Here is a 20,034-nt window from a genome sequence, read left to right on the forward strand (position 1 = left end):
TCGATAAGACCAATTATTATAAATAAAAGAGCCCAATCACTATTTTAGGGAGAAAGTGATTGAGCTAATTGCTACTTTTATTACGTTTTTTCCTTAGAATTAAAACTCATGATCCGCTGTATCTGGATTTAGGCTAGTAATACCAATGACGTTTGCTGCACGTTCAATAGAGGCAGTTTGTAATACCAACGACATTATCGATTTATTCACCAATGCATTACCCGCAGTGTTATCAGAAGCAATAAGCTGATCAAAGTGTTGATTATCCTTTTCAGCAGCAGATACTAATGTTCCAACCTGATTACGGGTTGCATCAAACTGTTGCTTAATCTCTTTTGCTGCCTTTTTATCTTCTTTAGCAACAAGATCATGAATACTTGGACCTGATAATTGAGAACCATCAGCACGTATATACGTACCTGTGTAAACGTTATAAATCCCTTGTTCATTATAGTAATGGGAATTATGTGTGTTATCAGAGAAACAATCATGTTCATCTTCTGTAGAATTTGCTTCTAATGCGACTTTCATTCGTTCGCCAGCTAATTCACCAAGAGATAATGATCCCATACCAAATAGCATTTTACGTAAGCCCTGCTCTGATGACTCTGATAGCAGTTCAGTACGGTAATTCTTCCTACCTTCTTTCCATTGTTTTTCCATCCAAGATAAATCTTTGATTAACAATTCAGAAGCAGACTTTAGATACTCTGCACGACGTTCACAATTACCATTAGTACATGCAGAACCAATTACGTAATCTGTATATGGGCGTTCACCTGCACCAGCGTTAGTACCATTTAAATCTTGACCCCATAATAGGAATTCAATTGCGTGATAACCCGTAGCTACGTTTGCTTCTGAACCACCAAGTTCATTAAGATCAGCAAGTTTATCTGCTTCAATACTTTTTACATCGAGAGTCTCTGCACCAATTTTGATTGAAGTAGAGGCAATCATGTTTGCTTTTGCACCATCATTACCTAGTTCATATTGGTAATCGTCAGCAACGTAATCAATCAAGCCTTCATCTAATGGCCATGCGTTTAACTGTCCTTCCCAATCATCAACAATGGCATTACCAAAGCGAAATACTTCTGATTGTTGATAAGGTACTCGCGCCGCTTTCCATGCTGCTTTAACAGTTTGCAAGCCTTTCTTTGATGGGTTATTTAAAAAAGTGTGTATTGCTTTATCAAGATGCTGAGCTGTCGTTAGGGAGTCACTGTATACCGCATGAGCAATATCGGCATAATGTTCAACGACTTCTGTTTGAGTCGCGGCATAAGAAAAGGTAGGTAAAATGAAGAGTGATGCGGTAACGATGTTTCGAGCAAATTTGACGCGGTTCATAAATCGTCCTTGTTGAGCAAATGAATAGAATATGTCAACTATTAGTTAGATCTTGTAAGGATATATTAATAGTATTTATTTTTATTTGCGTAATATACCCAAAACAAATAGAAATGCAAATATTTATCATTTAGATTAACAAAGGTACTTCTAATATAAAAAAGCCCCATCCAATGATGAGGCCTGTTTATAACTGTTAGTATTTATCAATTTTTTATCAATCTAAATCGAGTTTATGTCCGTGGTCTGCTTTAGATTGTAAGTAATGCTCATTGCCTTTCTTAACATGGGCATGAGTGTTAACTACCTCATCTAACTTAATACCGTAATCTTGAATATCTTGTATTTTCTTAGGGTTATTAGTCACTAATTTTATTTTAGTAATTCCAAGCGCATTAAGCATTTGTGCTGCTTCTTTAAAATCACGCAAATCATCGCCAAACCCTAAATGATTATTCGCTTCATAAGTATTCATACCCTGGCTCTGAAGCTCATAAGCATCTAATTTATTATATAGACCAATACCGCGTCCCTCTTGGCGAAGATATAAAATAATACCGCCACTCTCAGACATACGATTTATAGTTTCTTCTAATTGCTCCCCACAGTCACAACGAGATGAGTGAAACACATCACCAGTTAAACATTCAGAATGCATACGAACCAAAGGCGTTGCTTGTGTTTTATCTGCTTGCTTGAACACGACAGCAACGTGTTCTTTTTCAGTCTCTAGCCCTTCAAATGAAAGCATTTCTGCAGGGATATTACTTTGTTGTCCAACCATTAGCTCTATGCGAGCTCTTACGTCTGCCATGCTGATTTACTGCCTTTTTTCAATGAGAAGAGTAGACCTTCTACGATTTAACCAGATAAAAAGATCATAAGCATATCTAGTTAAAATGCAAGACGCAAAAAAAAGGCCTAACAAATGTTAGTCCTTTATTAATAAATTACTTATTTATACCAATAACATCGATTAAATGCTCAATTATCACCCAGAAAAACCATTTAAGAACAAGACAATATTTCTAATAAGTAATAATTCACAAGTAATTAATAACATTCGTTTGTTACATTGCAGCTTTAAAAATACTCACAATTTCATCATGTGTAGCTTGTTTAGGGTTAGTAAAACCACAAGCGTCTTTCAATGCATTCTCTGCTAATGTATCAAAATCTTCTTCCTTCGCGTTTAGCTCTGTTAAACCAGAAGGAATACCCACATCTTGTGATAATACTTTAATTGCATCTAAAGCCGCTTGAGCACCCTCTTCATTCGTCATCCCTTCTACATTTACACCCATTGCTTTTGCTACATCTTTTAAGCGTTCAGGACATACCTTTGCATTGTAGCTTTGCACGTGAGGAAGAAGGATCGCATTACATACACCATGTGGAAGATCGTAAAAACCACCTAATTGGTGCGCCATTGCATGAACATAACCTAAAGAGGCGTTATTAAATGCCATACCAGCCATGAATTGTGCGTACGCCATTTGCTCACGCGCTTCTAGGTTTTGACCATCTTTTACTGCGGTACGTAAATGCGCTTGAATTAGTTCCGTTGCTTTAATGGCGACAGCATCTGTGATTGGAGTTGCCGCAATAGATACATACGCTTCAATAGCGTGTGTTAATGCATCCATACCTGTAGCAGCGGTTAATGATGCTGGTTTAGCAAGCATTAATTCAGGATCATTCACAGACATTAATGGTGTTGTATGTTTGTCTACAATTGCCATTTTAATGTGGCGAGCTTCATCGGTAATGATACAGAAACGCGTCATTTCAGATGCGGTACCTGCGGTTGTATTAATAGCAACTAAAGGCATTTGTGGTTTTGGTGATTGATCTACACCTTCATAATCGGCAATTTCACCACCATTTGCAGCAACTAATGCAATGCCTTTTGCACAATCGTGCGGTGAGCCACCGCCAAGAGAGATAACAAAATCACATTCGTTTTCTTTTAAAATCGCAAGACCTGCATTTACATTGCCAATAGTTGGGTTTGGTTGTGTCCCATCGAACACTGCAACATCTACGTTACGAGCAGCCAATAAGTCAGAAACTTGCTTAACCATACCAATTGCTACTAATACATTATCAGTAACGATTAACGCTTTTTTGTAGCCTTGAGATTTAATGCTATCCATTGCTTCAGTAAGACAGCCTGCACCCATTAAATTTACGGTAGGAATAAAAAATGCACTCATAACCAACTCCAATATAATTTATGTAATTTTTAAGAACTAATTATGTTGTAACATTGATGTGCATAATAACTTTTTGATCTAAGACAATTTTTGCAACAAGTAAAGTCTAGTTACAAGAGAACTGAGAAGTGGCTCATACTTTAGTGGTAAGTTTAATTAAAATGAGATAATAAAGGTTAATTAATTGATAATAAAGCCAATAAAAGATAATTATTGGCTTTAGAAAATATGAAGTCGCTCTAAGAACGCTTTGGCTGTTGGTAAGTTTTACCTGCTGCTTGGTACGTTTCTTTTTGTTTCATGTCGAACATTGCATAGAAGAACCAAGCGATGAATTTAATAACGTCATCTCCTTCGTTCATGATCCACTCAGCAAGCTCTTGTGCTTCGCCGTTTTCATCTTCATCATTAAATACGTGGTAGATACGTTGCTCACCTTCTACTTCAGCAAGACGGAATTGACCTGCTAGCGATTGTGCTGCGTCAACAATATCTTGGTCTTCACATGCTTTTAATGCTTCTAGCACTTGAGGGAGATTTTCTTTTTGGCACAGTTCTTTAACTAAAATTTCAAATTCATTCTGTTGCATTTTAATTCAACTCTTAGGTTAACGATGATGTGATTTTATCAGCAATAAAAATTTATTCGATAAGAATTCGTTTTAATCCTTGATATTTCGCCTTCACTTTGGCTTTATGGAGTTATTAATTACCTATTATTGAATGGATTCAGATGTCAGATAAATTAGATACCAAATACGTTACCGCTGGTCGCAGTAAAAAATGGACAAAAGGCGTGGTAAACCCACCTGTTCAACGCGCTTCTACCGTGGTATTTAATACCGTTGCTGAAAAAAATCATGCTATGGCTAATCGTGCAAAACAAACTCTATTTTATGGACGCCGTGGTACTGAAACCCACTTTGCCCTGCAAGATGCTATGGTTGAGTTAGAGGGCGGCGCAGGTTGTGCTTTATACCCTTGTGGTACCGCTGCGATTGCGAATGCGATTTTGTGTTTTGTAAAAACGGGCGATCATATTCTAATGGTTGATGGCTGTTACGAGCCAACTCGTGATTACTGTGACACCATCTTGAAGAAAATGGGTATTGAAACCACCTACTACGACCCAATGATTGGTGAAGGCATTCGTGATTTAATTAAGCCTAATACCACGGTGCTATTTACTGAATCGCCTTGTTCTATCACGATGGAAGTTCAAGACGTTCCGCTACTTGCTCGTATCGCACATGAATCCGATATTGTCGTTATGCTTGATAATACGTGGACTGCGGGTGTGAACTTCTCACCTTTTGATCATGGCGTTGATATATCGATTCAAGCGGCAACTAAATACATTGTCGGACATTCCGATGTTATGCTAGGTACCGCGGTTGCGAATGAAAAACACTGGGATCAACTTCGTGAGCAAAGCTACCTAATGGGTCAATGTATCTCACCTGATGACGCTTATCTTGCTATGCGTGGTTTACGTACTATGGGCGTTCGTCTGAAACAGCATGAAGCAAGCAGCCTTAAAGTAGCAAGTTGGTTGGCTGAACATCCACTTGTTGATCACGTTCGTCACCCTGCGCTTGAAAGTTGCCCAGGTAACGATATTTATCAACGTGATTTTAAAGGCTGTAATGGATTGTTCTCTTTTGTTTTAAAACAATCAGACACTAAAGCAACAACCGCCCTGCTTGATGGCATGAGTCATTTTAGTATGGGCTATTCTTGGGGCGGATTTGAAAGTTTGATCTTAGCGAATGAACCAAAAAGCTTTAATGCGTTAAGAACGGTTGCTCATCCTCAGTTTGAAGGAACCTTGATCCGTGTTCATATTGGATTAGAAGATGTGGATGATTTGATTGAAGATTTAGAGCAAGGTTTAGCTCGATATCAAGATATGCTCTCTGCCTAACTCAGTTTATATCGTTTTTACTTACAAAAATGGTGACTCCTAAATGAGTCGCCATTTTCATATCTGTCTGTATTTAATATCAATTCTGATAAAAAATTAACGCTTTCTTTCTTGCTTTGTTAATTCAAAATCAAACTCATCAGGGAAAAGAACTTGCCCTTCTTCATTTTGATTCGGGAATACAACAACCGCTAATTCATCATCTTCAAGGCCTGTAGTCCAACGGCTATGCCATTTATTTAATGAAATAGACTCTGCTTTACATACATCCCATTCGCCTGTTGCCCATGCTTCTGCAAACTCTTTATTTGGCCATACAGGAACGCAATCTTCTTCTTCGGTATTCAACATCACACAACCGTGTTCATCAGTCAAAATCCAAATTTCACGATTAGCGACAACTTCTTTCATAAAGTAAGTAAAACGCTCTTCTTCATGAGAATTTACGATTTTTTCCATTGCTTGTTGATCTAGTTGGCTCATTACCAATTCCTATCAGTGGGAAAGATTATCCTCCGCATAATACCAAAAAAAGCCCACACTGCGTATGACAATGTGGGCTTGAATGAGAGTTTATACCAATCTTTGATTAATATTCGACGACTTTAATTTTATGGAACATACGATACAACACAGGAACCACAATTAAGGTCAGTACGGTTGCAAAACCTAAACCAAACATAATGGTTACCGCCATTGGCTTAAAGAAGGTATCTGGCAATAGCGGGATCATACCTAGAATCGTAGTGATCGCCGCCATGCAAACCGGACGAACACGACTCAATGCCGCATCAACTACCGCATGGTACGGTTCTTTTCCTGAATGTATTTCGATTTCAATTTGATCGAGTAATACGATACCATTTTTCAATAGCATGCCACTTAAACTCAAGAAGCCAAGCAGTGCCATAAAGCCAAATGGTGTATTAAGTAACAGTAGACCACTGGTTACCCCAATTAAGGCAAGTGGTACGGTTAACCATACAATCACCGACTCTTTCACACTGTTAAACAAGAACACTGTCACTAAAAACATGAACAGGTAACCCATCGGCATGGTTTGGAATAGCGACGCTTGTGCATCACGTGAGGATTCATACTCACCGCCCCACTCCAAACTATAACCTGTAGGAAAATCAATCGCCTCTATCTGTGGTTGTAAGCGTTTTTGAAGGGTTGCCGCTGTTTCTTCACCTAAAAGATCAGGATCAGCCATAACCGTTAACATACGTTTACGGTTCTTACGCACAATTAATGGATCTTCCCAAATTACGTCATACCCCAATACCACTTGTTGCAATGGAATGTATTGTGATAACGCTGGACTCCAAATTTTCATGCCTTCAATAGTGCTGATATCAACACGTTCATTTTCAGGTAAACGTGTGACGATTGGCATTAATGTCGTACCATCTCGGTACACACCGATAGCTTTACCAGAAAACGCCATTTCAAGCAGATCATTAACGTCAGTTTTTGAAATACCATAACGACGAGCTTGACTCTCATTAAACTGAGGTTCAATAACTTTAGTACGCTCACGCCAGTCATGACGAACGTTTGTCGCACCAGGGTCGTTATGCATCACTTCAATAACTTGTGCAGCCAAACCACGAAGTATTGTTGGGTCGGCACCTACAATTCGAGCTTCAACTTTCGCACCACCACCTGGCCCTAATTCAATTTGCTTTAACTTATATTGAATTTGAGGGTAGTTAGCCTCAATGTGCTCACGAAACTTAGCCATTAAATCAGGCAAGGCTTGATAGTCATCAACACGAGTCATTATCTCACCATATGCCGCATAACTTTTTTCTGGCGCATACGTCAGCATGAATCGTTGCAGACCTTTACCGGCGGTCGTCGTTACATGATCGATATGTTGCTGCTCCAGAATCCACTCTTCTAACTCTTTTAATGTATCGTTAGTTGAACGAATATCAGTCCCTTCAGGCATCCATACATCCACCATAAAAATTGGTGTTGTTGAAGACGGGAAGAAAGACTGTTTAACTTTAGTAAAGCCATACATGCTTCCGCCAAGCGCAATAACCAAAATAATCATAGTAACTGCTGAGTAACGCATGCAAAACTCAAGAAATCGCTTGTAAACGACAAAGATCATTCCATTATACGGATCTTTTTCTTCTAGACTTTCCTCTTCGTCTTGTACTGTTTCTTTAAAGAATAGAGAAGCAAAGAAAGGCGTTAATGAAATTGCAGTAAACCAACTCAACATTAATGAAATAAGTAGAACAGTAAATAAGGTTCCACAATACTCACCCGTTGCATCGTCAGATAAACCAATTGGAGCAAACGCAGTTACCGCAATAACAGTTGCACCGAGCAATGGCCATTTTGTCTGCGTTACAATATCGGTTGCCGCTTGCATTCTCGTTCGGCCTTTTTGCATACCAATGAGTATACCTTCGACCACCACAATGGCATTATCGACCAACATCCCTAAGGCAATAACTAAAGCACCTAGTGAGATACGCTGTAAGTCGATAGCAAAGTACTTCATAAAGACAAACGTACCTGACACCGTCAATAACAGAATAAGTCCAATCAATAATCCAGAACGAACGCCCATGAAAAACAGGAGTACAATAATTACGATTGCAACGGCTTGACCAAGACTGACCACAAAGCCACTGACTGATTTGTCTACTTCTTTTGGTTGGCTGTATATCTCAGATATATCAATACCAATTGGCTGTTGCTCTTTCAGCTCTAGCATACGTTGATCAACCATCTTGCCGATTTCAACAACGTTAACGCCTGCACTGAACGACACACCCATATTCAAAGCAAAGTTACCGTTAAAGTTAACCAAGTTACTCGGTACTTCAACATAACCACGTTTTACTTCAGCAATATCTTTTAGATAAATAAGCCCCTGAGCGCCACCTTCGGTAATAATTAAATCACCCAATTGAGATACATCTTCAAACTCGCCCGTTGGGTGAATTTGAATATACTCTGAACCAATTTTTACCGCACCCGCACTAGACACTGTATTTTGATTTGAAAGTAAGCTGTATAACGTCTGTGGCGAGATACCTAAGCTTGTCATTCGTTTTAATGACGCTTCAATAAATACTTGTTCTTGCTGAACACCAGATACCGAAACTTTACTTACTCCATCAACTAGTTCTAGTTCACGTCGCAAGTAATCTACATAATCGAGTAGTTCTTTATAAGAGTATCCTTTGCCTGTTACCGCAAGAAGCACCCCATAAACATCACCAAAGTCATCAATGACTGAAGGCTCTCCTACTCCCGGTGGCAGTTGACGTTTTAAATCATTAACCTTACGGCGAAGTTCATCCCAAATTTGTGGTAAGTCATCAGGACCATAGTTATTTTTCATGGTCACGGTAATTTGAGACAAGCCACGGCTTGAAATTGAATTTACTTCATCAACATAAGTTAATTGCTGAATTGCTTTTTCTAGTGGGTAAGTGACTTCTTCTTCTACTTGCTCAGGTGTCGCACCTGGGTAATTGGTAACAACCATCGCATCTTTAATCGTAAAAGCGGGATCTTCTAAACGTCCTAAACCAAAAAATGCTGAAGTACCACCAATCATAAAGATCAAAGTCAGCATCCAACTGATGACTTTATTCTGTATAAAGTAAGCTGCGATTCCTTTTTCTTTACTCATGATTTTGCCTCCGCGTTAATGATATTTACTTCCATGCCATCACTTAAACGCGATACCCCTTTAATCACAATTTGATCGCCCGTTGAAACGCCATCAACTACTTTTAATCCTGTTGAGGTAGCTTTTGTCGTAATCACTTTTTGCTTCTTAACTTTATTATTCTCATCAACAAGCCATACATATTTGTTGTTCCTATCAATGTCATCACCATCTTGATTAAAGACGGCCTCAATAGGGATCACCATACCGAACTGATTCGAGATATTTAAATCATGTTGATCTGCTGTCACCTCTACCGCCATACCATCTAAAATAAATTTGTCTTCTGGCATTGGCATGGTTAGCGTTACTAGATAAGCACCTGACTCAGGATCTGGCTCTGTTGTATATTCTTTAACTTTGGCTTCATGTGTGCTGCCATCATCAAGACGAACAGTGGTTCTTATTTGATCAATGACACCTTGATTTGGTTGTTTTGCATATAACTTATCAGGGACTTGAACGGTAATATCAACGGCATCACGATTATGAATATTCACAATTTGCTGGCCAACTTGAATGTTTTCAAATTGCTCAACACTGACTCGTGAAATAATGCCATCAATCGGCGCTTTTAACTCTGTGAAACTTAATCTAAGTTTCGTTAGCTCTAAATCTGCTAATGCAATTTGTCGCTGCGCTGCTAATTCATCGAATTGTGATTTCGCAAGTAAGCCTTTATCGACTAGTGGTTTTGAACGTCTATACTGACTATTCGCTACGTTATATCTTGCCTGAGCATTATCAACATCAATGTTATAATCGGTTTTATCCAATACCGCTAATAACTGTCCTTTTTTAACCGTTTCACCAGCTCGAACATTTAACTCTGTTATTTCTCCAGAAAGACGAAAACTAAGATGAGAGCGATCAGCCGCCGTTGCTACTGCAGGAAGGTAAAGACGGTCACTCGCTAAACTTGAGTCCATCGTCTTTGTAAGAACATTTGGCGCTTCTATTGTTGAATCTATTGACTCGGGGCCACAAGCGGTCAGTAATAGTGTGGTAGAAAGTAAAGAAAATCTCATTAATCTCTGCATCATTATAATCCTCTTTCCTTAACCCATTTACGCACTTTAACTCCTTCTTCTAATCCAGAGATCCCAGAAGAAACGATTCGGTCAGAATCATTAAGGCCAGAAGTTACTTGTCGCTTATCATTCAACTCAATAGCCACTTTCTCAACAGTACCATCATCCGAAACGCGCCATACGTAAGTCATATCACCATCTTGTTCAATGGCTGAAAGTGGAAGTTTCTCACTTCCTCCTTTTGGAATCGTGACTTTTACTTGGCCTGACATGCCCGGTAATATCCCTAAATCTTTAGGTCTAGGCATGCTCATTTTCACTGTGTAACTTGAGGTTTTACTATCAGCTTCGGTATCGATTTCTTCAAATTCTAAAGGGAATGTTGAGTTAGGGAACGAATCAAAAGAAACGCTTGCAGATACTTCTGAGAAGCTAAATCGTTGTAATAGATAATCTGGAAGTTGGAAGGCGACGTATAAAATATCATTAGTTTGAATATGCATAATCGATTGCTTTGCATTTACATATTCAAAGTTTTCAGTTGGTAATAATGAGATGGTTCCATCATAAGGGGCAGATAATTTGGTATAACTTAAATTTGCGCTGGCTTGATCTAATGTTGCTTTCGCCGTTTTTCTATTTGCTACTGCGGTATCGTAATCTTGTTCCGAAACGACTTTATCTTTTCGAAGTTTTTTAACTCGTTGATATTGAACATCAATCAATCGATACTGTGCTTGAGCTTGTTTTTGAATTAAACGATATTCATCTGGGTTAATTGTTGCTAATAATTGCCCTTTAGTGACAACCTGACCTGCATGAACATCTAGACTATTCAGTTGACCGGGTACCCTAAATGCAAGAACTGCCTTATCACCCGCTTCTGCTTGAGCCGGAAATAATCGAGACGTTTCATGCTCACCAACAGAAACCGTCATTATTTTTGCAGGACGAGATTCAGGCTCCGCTATTTCAGGGGCTTTAGTATCGCACCCTGTTAATAAAACGGAGCTTAGCACTGCTGCAATGGCCGTTTTCTTGAACATATACTGTTCCTTGTAATAATAAATTTATTTATATAAGAATTATTGCTTATTTATTTCTATGCATCCAGCAAATAACTGAGACAAGTTATTAAAAAATAATTTTTTATTCCTTTTTATGGTTTAAGCCTTTTTTATATTCACCTAAGAAATCTGAGTTCTCTTCATTACATAACCCAAAGTATGGTTCTTCACTTAATCCTAAGACATAAGGATTTTGATCGCAGTAGATTTTAACTCCAGATTCGTGTCCTTGAAGATAAGCATTATAGAATTGAGATGTCATTTCATCATCGGAATAATTCTGAGTTAATTGCTTTTCTGATTGAATGACTAAACCATTCTGAGCTCTGTTTTCACCAATATTAAACCAATCATCTACATTCTTTGTTGTGTGCTGAGTTACTGAAGATGCACACCCCATAAGAGTGGTAACTAGTAAACCAGTTGTTAGTTTTTTCATTACGCCTCCATAATAAATATCAAATACTTACTTTCGAATATCTCATATTACACTCAATTCATTCACATTAAAGATACAAATATAAAAAAAGCACCCAATAAATGAGTGCTTATTAAAATTATAGAAGAAATTTAACTAATTATTACTTTATTCCATTTCTGCTATTTTAACTTTCCAAGTATCTGGGCCGATCTGATGAGCATTTGCGCCAGTAGAATCAACAGCAACGGTTACTGGCATGTCTTCTACTTCAAATTCATAGATAGCTTCCATACCTAGATCTTCAAATGCGACTACGCGAGCTTTCTTAATCGCTTTAGCTACGAGATAAGCAGCTCCACCAACGGCCATTAAATAAACCGCTTTGTTTTCTTTAATAGAAGCTACTGTTGCAGGGCCACGTTCAGCTTTACCTATCATGCCTGTTAGCCCTGTTGCTAGCATCATGTCAGTAAACTTATCCATACGCGTTGAAGTTGTAGGACCAGCAGGACCAACCGCTTCATCGCCAACGGCATCAACTGGGCCTACGTAGTAAATAAATTTACCATTAAAATCGACACCATCAGGTAAGCCTTCACCGCTTTCAATCATACCTTGAAGGCGTTTATGTGCTGCGTCACGCCCCGTTAGTATTTTACCTGTTAATAGAACCGTTTCACCGGTGCGCCATTCAAGCACATCATCTTTTGTTAGTTTATCAAGGTTAACTCGGCGTGTATTAGCGCCGGCTTCCCACGTAATATCTGGCCATTCTTCTAATTTTGGCGGTTGTAGATCAGCAGGACCTGAACCATCAAGTGTAAAATGAACATGACGGGTTGCCGCACAGTTTGGGATCATGCACACTGGTTTTGATGCCGCATGAGTTGGGGCTGATTTGATTTTTACATCAACAACGGTTGTTAAACCACCAAGGCCTTGTGCACCAATACCAAGCTTATTCACGCGATTAAAGATATCAAGACGAAGCTCTTCTTCTGCGTTCTCTGGACCACGATCGATCAACTCTTGAATGTCGATATGTTCCATTAATGATTCTTTCGCTAATACGGCTGCTTTTTCAGCGGTTCCACCAATACCTATACCTAACATTCCTGGTGGACACCAACCCGCTCCCATTAATGGTAAGGTTTTTTCTACCCATTCAGCCACATCATCAGAAGGATTTAGCATCACCATTTTTGTTTTATTTTCAGAACCGCCGCCCTTTGCCGCAATTTGAATCTCAACTTTATCGCCCGGCACCATATTTATATGTACCACTGCTGGTGTGTTATCTTTTGTATTTATACGTTTACCCGCAGGATCGGACAATACTGAAGCACGAAGAGGGTTATCTGGATTCGTGTACGCTTGGCGAGTACCTTCATCTATCATTTGCTGAACGGTTAAGTCCCCTTCCCATCTAACGTTCATACCGATATTAACAAAGCACGTTACAATCCCCGTATCCTGACAAATAGGACGATGTCCTTCTGCCGACATGCGTGAATTAATTAAAATTTGAGCAATGGCGTCTTTCGCCGCTTGGCTTTGCTCTCTATGATATGCTTTTTCTAACGCTTGAACGAAATCAAGTGGGTGATAGTAAGAAATATACTGCAGTGCATCAGCTACAGAGCTGATCACATCTTCATTACGGATGATGGTTTCTTTACGAACAGTCGTCATAGGGCCCTCTTAATATTTATGCTTCCATGGCTATTTTAAAATTATATTTTTTAATGACTTGAGCTATTGTCATCTATATTTTCTTTTAGAACTCGCAATATGATACTCTTGCTCTCCATTCAAGGCTATCGTTGCTCATCACATTCTGGTTATAAAAAAACTCAAAATGAACAATCAATTAGATGCAAAACTACAAATTACCCTACTTGATTATCAATCAAATTCTGTGATTGATTTATTTTCTGCTATAGAAAACCAACCTTGGGCAATGTTGCTTCACTCATCAGCTCAAAAACACATAGATAATCGCTACGATATTTTAGTTGCTGATCCTATTGCTACCTTAGAGACTCACCACCACGTCACTCATATTAACGTAGTAGGGAGAGACCCAGTAACCAGCGAAGCTTGTCCTTTTCAACTACTTGCTCATTATCAAGAACGATTAACCCCGCATTGTGATTCAATAAGCAAACTGCCCTTTATTGGTGGAGCATTAGGCTATTTCAGCTACGATTTAGGCCGTAGAGTTGAATCTATTCCTTCTATCGCTATGCAAGATATTCCAACAGCAGAAATGGCGGTTGGCATATATGATTGGGCATTGGTTGCGGATCATAAAACGTCGACACTTACTTTAATACAACCAGAAAGTAGTAATCGTCTTGATTGGTTAAAACAATTTGTAGCAATAAAAGAGGATAAACAAGAATTTATATTAACCTCTGACTGGCAATCAAACATGACTCAAGAGGAATACGCGACCAAATTTAATACAGTGCAAGCCTATCTTCAATCCGGAGATTGCTATCAAATTAACTTAGCACAACGCTTTCAAGCCGATTATCAAGGCTCAGAATGGCTTGCTTATCAAAAACTAGCTATAAATAACGGGGCCCCTTTCTCTGCTTTTATACGAACGCCTGATCTCACTGTTCTTTCTGTCTCGCCTGAACGTTTTTTACAAGTAAAAAATAAACAGATTGAAACCAAACCAATTAAAGGCACGCGCCCTCGCTCACAAGATCCAATTATTGATGCTAAAGAAGCTGAAATATTACGTAATAGTGCAAAAGATCGATCTGAGAATTTAATGATTGTAGATTTATTGCGCAATGATATAGGCCGAGTTGCAAAACCAGGCTCCGTAAAAGTCCCTAAGCTATTTGAGATTGAATCTTTTCCAGCAGTACATCACCTTGTTAGTACCATTATCGGCGAACTAAAAACGGAATATTCTGCTTGCGATTTACTCAAAGCATCTTTCCCTGGAGGTTCAATTACCGGTGCCCCTAAAATAAGAGCAATGGAGATAATCGAAGAGTTAGAACCCCATCGTCGTAATTTATACTGTGGTAGCATTGGTTATATCAGTCGATGCGGATCAATGGACACAAGTATAACCATTCGCACGTTAATCGCTTATGAACATACATTATATGCCGCCGCTGGCGGAGGAATTGTTGCAGATAGCGAAGTTGAACTAGAATATGAGGAGACACTACATAAATTAGGCAAAATTCTTCCTATTTTATAATTATTCATTTCAATAAAGGATTTGGCTTATGGATAGATATTTACTTACCCAATTATTGCTCAATAAGCCGAATTCTTATAGTGATGCATTATTACAACACCCACGCTTTGAAAATGATAATTTCAAGCCTGCCGCAGTGCTCGTTCCTCTGGTAAAAAGGCCCTCTGGTTTGCACTTAATTTTAACGCAAAGAGCGCCACATTTACGTCATCATCCAAGTCAAATTAGCTTCCCTGGAGGCAAGGTCGAACCCTCTGATTTATCCCTCATTCATACCGCTATTCGTGAAACAAATGAAGAGATAGGTATCCAACCCTCGCAGATCAAACCATTAGTAAAACTTAACACAATACCAACAATATCCGGTTATAAAGTAACCCCTATCGTTGCTATCATTGATGAAAATTATACCACCGCAATCGATTACGGTGAGGTTAGTGGCACATTTGAAGCACCGCTCACCCATCTACTTAACCCAATAAACACGACGAAACACAAAGTTTTTAACAAAAAACATACTTATGAGCTAATTTTTATCCCATTTGAGAAAAAACTCATTTGGGGCATTACTGCTGAAATCATTCATTCTATGAATTACATTTCAACTTAGAAAAATTAGCATTATTGATAAGTTTTTCTAATACGAACAATACATCTACTGTGATCATTATCAATTATTTTTCGATCTTCGTTCATCTTTTTTCATTTATCGATCTGCGTCAAAGTTTTTCTCGCCAAAATAACGACAATAGCGCCGTTCCCAAAATTCCTGTTCCAAAAAATTAAGAGTATAATAATTATGCAAACAACAAATACTGCATCAATTGGTGCAAAAAAAGCAAAGTGGACTTATAAAGATTTCACTTGGTGTCTTTCTCTATTCGGTACTGCTGTAGGTGCTGGTGTTTTATTCCTTCCAATTAAGGCTGGTGCTGGTGGTTTTTGGCCTCTAGTTATTCTTGCGTTAATTGCTGCTCCAATGACTTGGTTTGCACACAAAAGTTTGGCTCGTTTTGTTCTTTCTGCTAAAAACCCAGACGCTGATATTACCGATACGGTAGAAGAGCATTTTGGTAAAACTGGCGCGAACCTAATCACTTTTGCCTACTTTTTCGCGATTTACCCAATTGTACTTATTTACGGTGTTGGTATCACAAACACGGTAGACTCTTTCATGGTTAACCAACTTGGTATGGAATCTATTCCACGCTGGTTACTTTCAGGTGTTCTTATCACTCTGATGACATGTGGCGTAGTATTTGGTAAAGAACTTATGCTGAAAGCAACATCAGCAATGGTTTACCCTCTTGTATTCATCTTAATGGCATTGTCTATCTACCTAATTCCAGGTTGGAACACTTCAATGATTGCCGTTGACCCAGATTGGAGCTCTATGCCTTCAGTTGTTTGGTTAGCAATTCCAATCATTGTTTTCTCTTTCAACCACAGCCCTGTGATTAGCCAGTTTGCTAAAGAACAACGTCGCGTTTACGGTGAAGATGCAGTTGGTAAAACTGACATGATCACTGGCGGTGCAGCTATGATGCTAATGAGCTTTGTAATGTTCTTCGTTTTCTCTGTAGTTCTTTCTTTATCTCCAGAGCAACTAGCACAAGCACAAGCACAAAACATCTCAGTTCTTTCTTACCTAGCTAACGTACACGAATCTCCAATGATTTCTATCATGGGTCCTATCGTTGCATTTGCTGCTATCACTTCAAGCTACTTCGGTCACTTCCTTGGTGCTCATGAAGGTCTTGTTGGCCTAGCTAAATCTCGTTCAAATGCTCCTGTTGCTAAACTTGAGAAGTTCTCTCTTATCTTCATCGTTATTACTACGTGGATCGTTTCTATCATCAACCCAAGTATCCTTGGAATGATTGAAACAATGGGCGCACCGATGATTGCAGCTATCCTATTCCTACTACCTATCTTCGCAATGCGTAAAGTACCAGCAATGGCTAAGTACAAAACTTCAGCACCTGTACAAATCTTCACAGCATTATGTGGTGTTGCGGCGATTACTTCTGTAATCTACGGCGCTCTTTAATAGCTAGTTTATAAACTCATATAAACCTAAGTTATACGAAGTTAATAATAATGATAATAAAGCCCCCTCTTTTGGGGGCTTATTCGAGGTAATAACATGATTAGTGTTTTTGATATCTACAAAATCGGAGTTGGTCCTTCTAGCTCCCACACCGTTGGTCCAATGAAAGCAGGTAAAGAGTTTATTGACGATTTACGTGGCATGGGCAAACTGCGTGATATCACTAAAATCACTGTTGATGTTTACGGTTCATTATCACTGACAGGGAAAGGTCACCATACTGATATCGCTATCATTATGGGTCTGGCAGGTAACACGCCAGAACACGTAGATATTGACTCTATTCCGGGCTTCATCGCTCGCGTTGAAGAAACAGAGCGCTTACCTGTTGGCATGCATTGCCATACGGTAGAGTTTCCAAAAGATGGCGGAATGAATTTCCACACATCTAACCTATCACTTCACGAAAATGGTATGCAAATCCATGCGTGGGTTGATGGTGACGTTGTTTACTCTAAAACATACTACTCTATCGGTGGTGGTTTTATTGTTGATGAAGAACACTTCGGTAAAGAAGTTGAATCATCAATCCAAGTTCCTTATGCGTTCAACTACGCATCTGAATTAGTTGATTTATGTAAAGAACATGGCTTATCTATTAGCACATTAGTGATGAAAAACGAGCACGCGATTCTTGCAGAAGATGAAGTTCGTACTTATTTCGCTAAAATTTGGAAAACCATGCGCGATTGCATGGAAAAAGGCATGAATACAGAAGGGATCCTTCCAGGACCTCTGCGTGTTCCTCGCCGTGCAGCAGCGCTTCGTCAACAGCTACTAACATCAGAAAAAACATCAAAAGATCCAATGGAAGTGGTTGATTGGGTAAACATGTACGCATTCGCTGTAAATGAAGAAAATGCAGCAGGTGGTCGAGTAGTTACTGCCCCAACAAACGGCGCATGTGGCATCATCCCTGCAGTTTTAGCTTACTACGATAAGTTTATTCAAACAGTAACAGAAAAAGATTACATTCGTTATTTTGCGGCTTCTGGCGCAATTGGCGGCCTTTACAAGCAAAATGCTTCAATTTCTGGTGCTGAAGTAGGCTGCCAAGGTGAAGTTGGCGTGGCATGTTCTATGGCTGCCGCAGGCCTTGCTGAACTTATGGGTGGTAGCCCTGAGCAAGTATGTATGGCTGCAGAAATTGCAATGGAACATAACTTAGGCTTAACGTGTGACCCTGTTGCTGGTCAAGTACAAGTTCCTTGTATCGAACGTAATGGTATTGCTGCGGTTAAAGCTATCAACGCTACACGTATGGCTCTTCGTCGTTCATCTGCACCTCGAGTTTCTCTTGATAAAGTTATCGAGACTATGCTTGAAACAGGTAAAGACATGAATGCTAAGTATCGTGAAACCTCTCAAGGTGGCTTAGCAATCAAAGTTATCTGTTAATCAGAGCTGACTTTACTCAATAATGAGGGCGTATATCGCCCTCTTTTTATTTCTCCCTTTCTGCTTTATCTCTCCTATACTAAATATATGCAATAAGTTGCTGAATAAACCACCTTTGCTATTAACAAATGACTCAGTTACTGTAATAATGACCTTATGCAAATAATTAGTACATTCCTATGATGAATAAGAAAAAACATACACTCTCGCCAAGAGCGCAAAAATTAAGAGCTGAATGGACTGGGATGAACAGCGAACATCGCTTTATTTCTCATTCATTTAACTGCGTAAAAATCCATATACATACCCCTGATGATGGTATGTATAACCGTTCTGTCGGTTGTTTAAAAGAAGGCCGAGAAAAGGCCTTAAAAGAAGCAATTAAACAAAGAAATAAAGTTGGAAAAGAATTGTGGGGAAATTGTTGGAGCATGGTGCTTAACTACCCAAGTCTATTCGAACGTCTACCACACAGCCTAGAACCTGATATCATTACGAAAAAACGTACTCTGCATTCTGGAGAAGTTCGTACTACTGATTATTATATTGTCCGTTGGAAAGAGATAGTCGATGGCGAGTATAAACCCAAAAGTCGTTTATTCTCTCATGGTAACGGAAATGACAAATTAAGTGCTTACAGTAAAGCAAAAAAGGTAATGCTTGAAGTGAATAAAGAGTTCTTACCCGTTTTGAAAAAAATGGGACGCTTTAATATCATCAAAGTAAACTAATTTAAAATGGTTATATAAAAAATGGCGGATAATCATCCGCCATTTTTTTATCTATTAACAAGTAATCAGGAAGAGACATTACATCCCTCTTTTAGTCGAGTTATAACCTCGTAAATACTCATATTTAAAGTCTTTATTTATACTGTCACAAACCCCAGTATAAACACCTTCTTTAGTTCCTAATTCAAACGCGTCCTGTCCACAATATTCTTGTAATCCTTTATTGTATCCAGCAACGTATGCATCATAGTTAGAAGTTTTAAACTCTTTGCCATCTAAAAGAGCCACTATTTGTTCTTTAGATTCAAAATTCCAGCCTTTTTCGCCTCTTTCTAAACCATAAGTACCCCAATCACTGTCTTGTGTTGACGTTAATGGTGCTGTACTTGAACACGCTGCAAGAAAAAGTGAAACCATCACTATTAAGATTGCTCTCATGCCTCTGATCCTTTTATTATCTGTTCATCCAATGATGCGTAATAACTACATTCCGCCGGCTGTTGAATGCCTTCCACTGTTATAATCTTGACGGAAAGTCCAGTCAGAATTATCACATATTCCATTATATGGTTTACCAACAACACCTAATATATAGGCACTTTGTTGACAATACTTTTCTTGTCCACTTTCGTAACCAATAAGATAGGCTTGGTAATTATTCTCTTTTAATTGGCTACCATCAAGTTGATTTATTAATTTAGTATCAGACTGAACAACTAACCCCTTCATTGCTCTGTCGTAACCAAATTGTTGCCAGTCACTATCTAACATTGATGTTGGGGGTGGTGTTGATGAACATGCTGCAAGTAATAAAGCAGCGGCACTAATTATTAAAAATTTCATTTTGC

At 38.8% G+C, this 20,034-nt stretch carries 18 protein-coding genes; 6 read left to right on the plus strand and 12 right to left on the minus strand.

All coding sequences use genetic code 11. The features are described 5' to 3' along the window. Positions 1-99: 99 nt before the first annotated feature. From BTO23_RS05830 to BTO23_RS05845, 4 genes are all read right to left on the minus strand, one after another. A complete protein-coding gene (locus tag BTO23_RS05830) occupies positions 100-1,353 on the minus strand; it encodes an imelysin family protein (protein WP_105063147.1) in 1,254 nt (417 codons plus the stop codon). A 217-nt stretch (positions 1,354-1,570) separates the two neighbouring features. Continuing rightward, complete coding sequence (locus tag BTO23_RS05835) at positions 1,571-2,167, minus strand: GTP cyclohydrolase II (RefSeq protein ID WP_060990819.1); 597 nt, start codon at positions 2,165-2,167, stop codon at positions 1,571-1,573. 256 nt (positions 2,168-2,423) lie between these two features. Next, a complete protein-coding gene (gene yiaY, locus BTO23_RS05840; RefSeq protein WP_105063148.1) occupies positions 2,424-3,569 on the minus strand; it encodes an L-threonine dehydrogenase in 1,146 nt (381 codons plus the stop codon). Positions 3,570-3,808: 239 nt separating this feature from the next. Continuing rightward, positions 3,809-4,159 carry a hypothetical protein gene (locus tag BTO23_RS05845; RefSeq protein WP_060990813.1) on the minus strand — a complete coding sequence of 117 codons (351 nt, stop codon included), beginning with the start codon at positions 4,157-4,159 and terminating at the stop codon, positions 3,809-3,811. A 143-nt stretch (positions 4,160-4,302) separates the two neighbouring features. Between BTO23_RS05845 and BTO23_RS05850 the strand changes: the two genes are divergently transcribed. After that, on the plus strand, positions 4,303-5,493 hold the full coding sequence (locus BTO23_RS05850; protein ID WP_105063149.1) for a cystathionine beta-lyase: 1,191 nt from the start codon (positions 4,303-4,305) through the stop codon (positions 5,491-5,493). Positions 5,494-5,589: 96 nt separating this feature from the next. Here the strand turns inward: BTO23_RS05850 and BTO23_RS05855 are convergent, their stop codons facing one another. From BTO23_RS05855 to BTO23_RS05880, 6 genes are all read right to left on the minus strand, one after another. Further along, positions 5,590-5,976: a DUF2750 domain-containing protein gene (locus tag BTO23_RS05855; RefSeq protein ID WP_060990811.1), complete on the minus strand. Its 387-nt coding sequence runs from the start codon at positions 5,974-5,976 to the stop codon at positions 5,590-5,592. A 106-nt stretch (positions 5,977-6,082) separates the two neighbouring features. After that, entirely contained in the window at positions 6,083-9,160 is a 3,078-nt protein-coding gene (locus BTO23_RS05860; RefSeq protein ID WP_060990810.1) for an efflux RND transporter permease subunit, read from the minus strand. After that, positions 9,157-10,239: an efflux RND transporter periplasmic adaptor subunit gene (locus BTO23_RS05865; RefSeq protein ID WP_105063523.1), complete on the minus strand. Its 1,083-nt coding sequence runs from the start codon at positions 10,237-10,239 to the stop codon at positions 9,157-9,159. The genes BTO23_RS05860 and BTO23_RS05865 overlap by 4 nt, the downstream gene beginning before the upstream one ends. A 2-nt stretch (positions 10,240-10,241) precedes the next feature. Beyond that, positions 10,242-11,276 carry an efflux RND transporter periplasmic adaptor subunit gene (locus tag BTO23_RS05870; RefSeq protein ID WP_060990809.1) on the minus strand — a complete coding sequence of 345 codons (1,035 nt, stop codon included), beginning with the start codon at positions 11,274-11,276 and terminating at the stop codon, positions 10,242-10,244. Between the two features lie 103 nt (positions 11,277-11,379). Continuing rightward, positions 11,380-11,736: a DUF2799 domain-containing protein gene (locus BTO23_RS05875; RefSeq protein ID WP_105063150.1), complete on the minus strand. Its 357-nt coding sequence runs from the start codon at positions 11,734-11,736 to the stop codon at positions 11,380-11,382. Positions 11,737-11,883: 147 nt separating this feature from the next. After that, positions 11,884-13,410 carry a fumarate hydratase gene (locus BTO23_RS05880; protein ID WP_060990807.1) on the minus strand — a complete coding sequence of 509 codons (1,527 nt, stop codon included), beginning with the start codon at positions 13,408-13,410 and terminating at the stop codon, positions 11,884-11,886. A 166-nt stretch (positions 13,411-13,576) separates the two neighbouring features. Here BTO23_RS05880 and pabB point away from each other — a divergent pair, with 166 nt between their 5' ends. From pabB to BTO23_RS05905, 5 genes are all read left to right on the plus strand, one after another. Continuing rightward, positions 13,577-14,947: an aminodeoxychorismate synthase component I gene (pabB, locus tag BTO23_RS05885; protein WP_105063151.1), complete on the plus strand. Its 1,371-nt coding sequence runs from the start codon at positions 13,577-13,579 to the stop codon at positions 14,945-14,947. 28 nt (positions 14,948-14,975) lie between these two features. Further along, on the plus strand, positions 14,976-15,557 hold the full coding sequence (locus BTO23_RS05890; protein ID WP_105063152.1) for a CoA pyrophosphatase: 582 nt from the start codon (positions 14,976-14,978) through the stop codon (positions 15,555-15,557). Between the two features lie 189 nt (positions 15,558-15,746). After that, positions 15,747-16,997, plus strand: coding sequence for an aromatic amino acid transport family protein (locus BTO23_RS05895; RefSeq protein ID WP_060990804.1), 1,251 nt, complete (start codon positions 15,747-15,749; stop codon positions 16,995-16,997). Positions 16,998-17,093: 96 nt separating this feature from the next. Then, positions 17,094-18,455, plus strand: coding sequence for an L-serine ammonia-lyase (locus BTO23_RS05900; RefSeq protein WP_060990803.1), 1,362 nt, complete (start codon positions 17,094-17,096; stop codon positions 18,453-18,455). Positions 18,456-18,634: 179 nt separating this feature from the next. Beyond that, positions 18,635-19,186, plus strand: a complete 552-nt coding sequence (locus BTO23_RS05905; RefSeq protein ID WP_245922083.1) for a hypothetical protein — start codon at positions 18,635-18,637, stop codon at positions 19,184-19,186. 78 nt (positions 19,187-19,264) lie between these two features. On the opposite strand, the gene BTO23_RS05910 is transcribed toward BTO23_RS05905, so the two are convergent. Both BTO23_RS05910 and BTO23_RS05915 read right to left on the minus strand, forming a co-directional pair. Beyond that, positions 19,265-19,624, minus strand: coding sequence for a DUF2799 domain-containing protein (locus BTO23_RS05910; protein ID WP_060990802.1), 360 nt, complete (start codon positions 19,622-19,624; stop codon positions 19,265-19,267). 45 nt (positions 19,625-19,669) lie between these two features. Continuing rightward, positions 19,670-20,029, minus strand: a complete 360-nt coding sequence (locus tag BTO23_RS05915) for a DUF2799 domain-containing protein (protein ID WP_060990801.1) — start codon at positions 20,027-20,029, stop codon at positions 19,670-19,672. Positions 20,030-20,034 lie beyond the last annotated feature (5 nt).

The sequence above is a fragment of the Aliivibrio sifiae genome, from assembly GCF_002954715.1.
GTDB lineage: Bacteria > Pseudomonadota > Gammaproteobacteria > Enterobacterales > Vibrionaceae > Aliivibrio > Aliivibrio sifiae.

Bases quoted from the DNA above. Each gene is read 5' to 3' on its own strand.
- BTO23_RS05830 (WP_105063147.1), bottom strand. From the start codon at position 1,353: ATGAACCGCGTCAAATTTGCTCGAAACATCGTTACCGCATCACTCTTC.
- BTO23_RS05835 (WP_060990819.1), bottom strand. From the start codon at position 2,167: ATGGCAGACGTAAGAGCTCGCATAGAGCTAATGGTTGGACAACAAAGT.
- yiaY (WP_105063148.1), bottom strand. From the start codon at position 3,569: ATGAGTGCATTTTTTATTCCTACCGTAAATTTAATGGGTGCAGGCTGT.
- BTO23_RS05845 (WP_060990813.1), bottom strand. From the start codon at position 4,159: ATGCAACAGAATGAATTTGAAATTTTAGTTAAAGAACTGTGCCAAAAA.
- BTO23_RS05850 (WP_105063149.1), top strand. From the start codon at position 4,303: ATGTCAGATAAATTAGATACCAAATACGTTACCGCTGGTCGCAGTAAA.
- BTO23_RS05855 (WP_060990811.1), bottom strand. From the start codon at position 5,976: ATGAGCCAACTAGATCAACAAGCAATGGAAAAAATCGTAAATTCTCAT.
- BTO23_RS05860 (WP_060990810.1), bottom strand. From the start codon at position 9,160: ATGAGTAAAGAAAAAGGAATCGCAGCTTACTTTATACAGAATAAAGTC.
- BTO23_RS05865 (WP_105063523.1), bottom strand. From the start codon at position 10,239: ATGCAGAGATTAATGAGATTTTCTTTACTTTCTACCACACTATTACTG.
- BTO23_RS05870 (WP_060990809.1), bottom strand. From the start codon at position 11,276: ATGTTCAAGAAAACGGCCATTGCAGCAGTGCTAAGCTCCGTTTTATTA.
- BTO23_RS05875 (WP_105063150.1), bottom strand. From the start codon at position 11,736: ATGAAAAAACTAACAACTGGTTTACTAGTTACCACTCTTATGGGGTGT.
- BTO23_RS05880 (WP_060990807.1), bottom strand. From the start codon at position 13,410: ATGACGACTGTTCGTAAAGAAACCATCATCCGTAATGAAGATGTGATC.
- pabB (WP_105063151.1), top strand. From the start codon at position 13,577: ATGAACAATCAATTAGATGCAAAACTACAAATTACCCTACTTGATTAT.
- BTO23_RS05890 (WP_105063152.1), top strand. From the start codon at position 14,976: ATGGATAGATATTTACTTACCCAATTATTGCTCAATAAGCCGAATTCT.
- BTO23_RS05895 (WP_060990804.1), top strand. From the start codon at position 15,747: ATGCAAACAACAAATACTGCATCAATTGGTGCAAAAAAAGCAAAGTGG.
- BTO23_RS05900 (WP_060990803.1), top strand. From the start codon at position 17,094: ATGATTAGTGTTTTTGATATCTACAAAATCGGAGTTGGTCCTTCTAGC.
- BTO23_RS05905 (WP_245922083.1), top strand. From the start codon at position 18,635: ATGATGAATAAGAAAAAACATACACTCTCGCCAAGAGCGCAAAAATTA.
- BTO23_RS05910 (WP_060990802.1), bottom strand. From the start codon at position 19,624: ATGAGAGCAATCTTAATAGTGATGGTTTCACTTTTTCTTGCAGCGTGT.
- BTO23_RS05915 (WP_060990801.1), bottom strand. From the start codon at position 20,029: ATGAAATTTTTAATAATTAGTGCCGCTGCTTTATTACTTGCAGCATGT.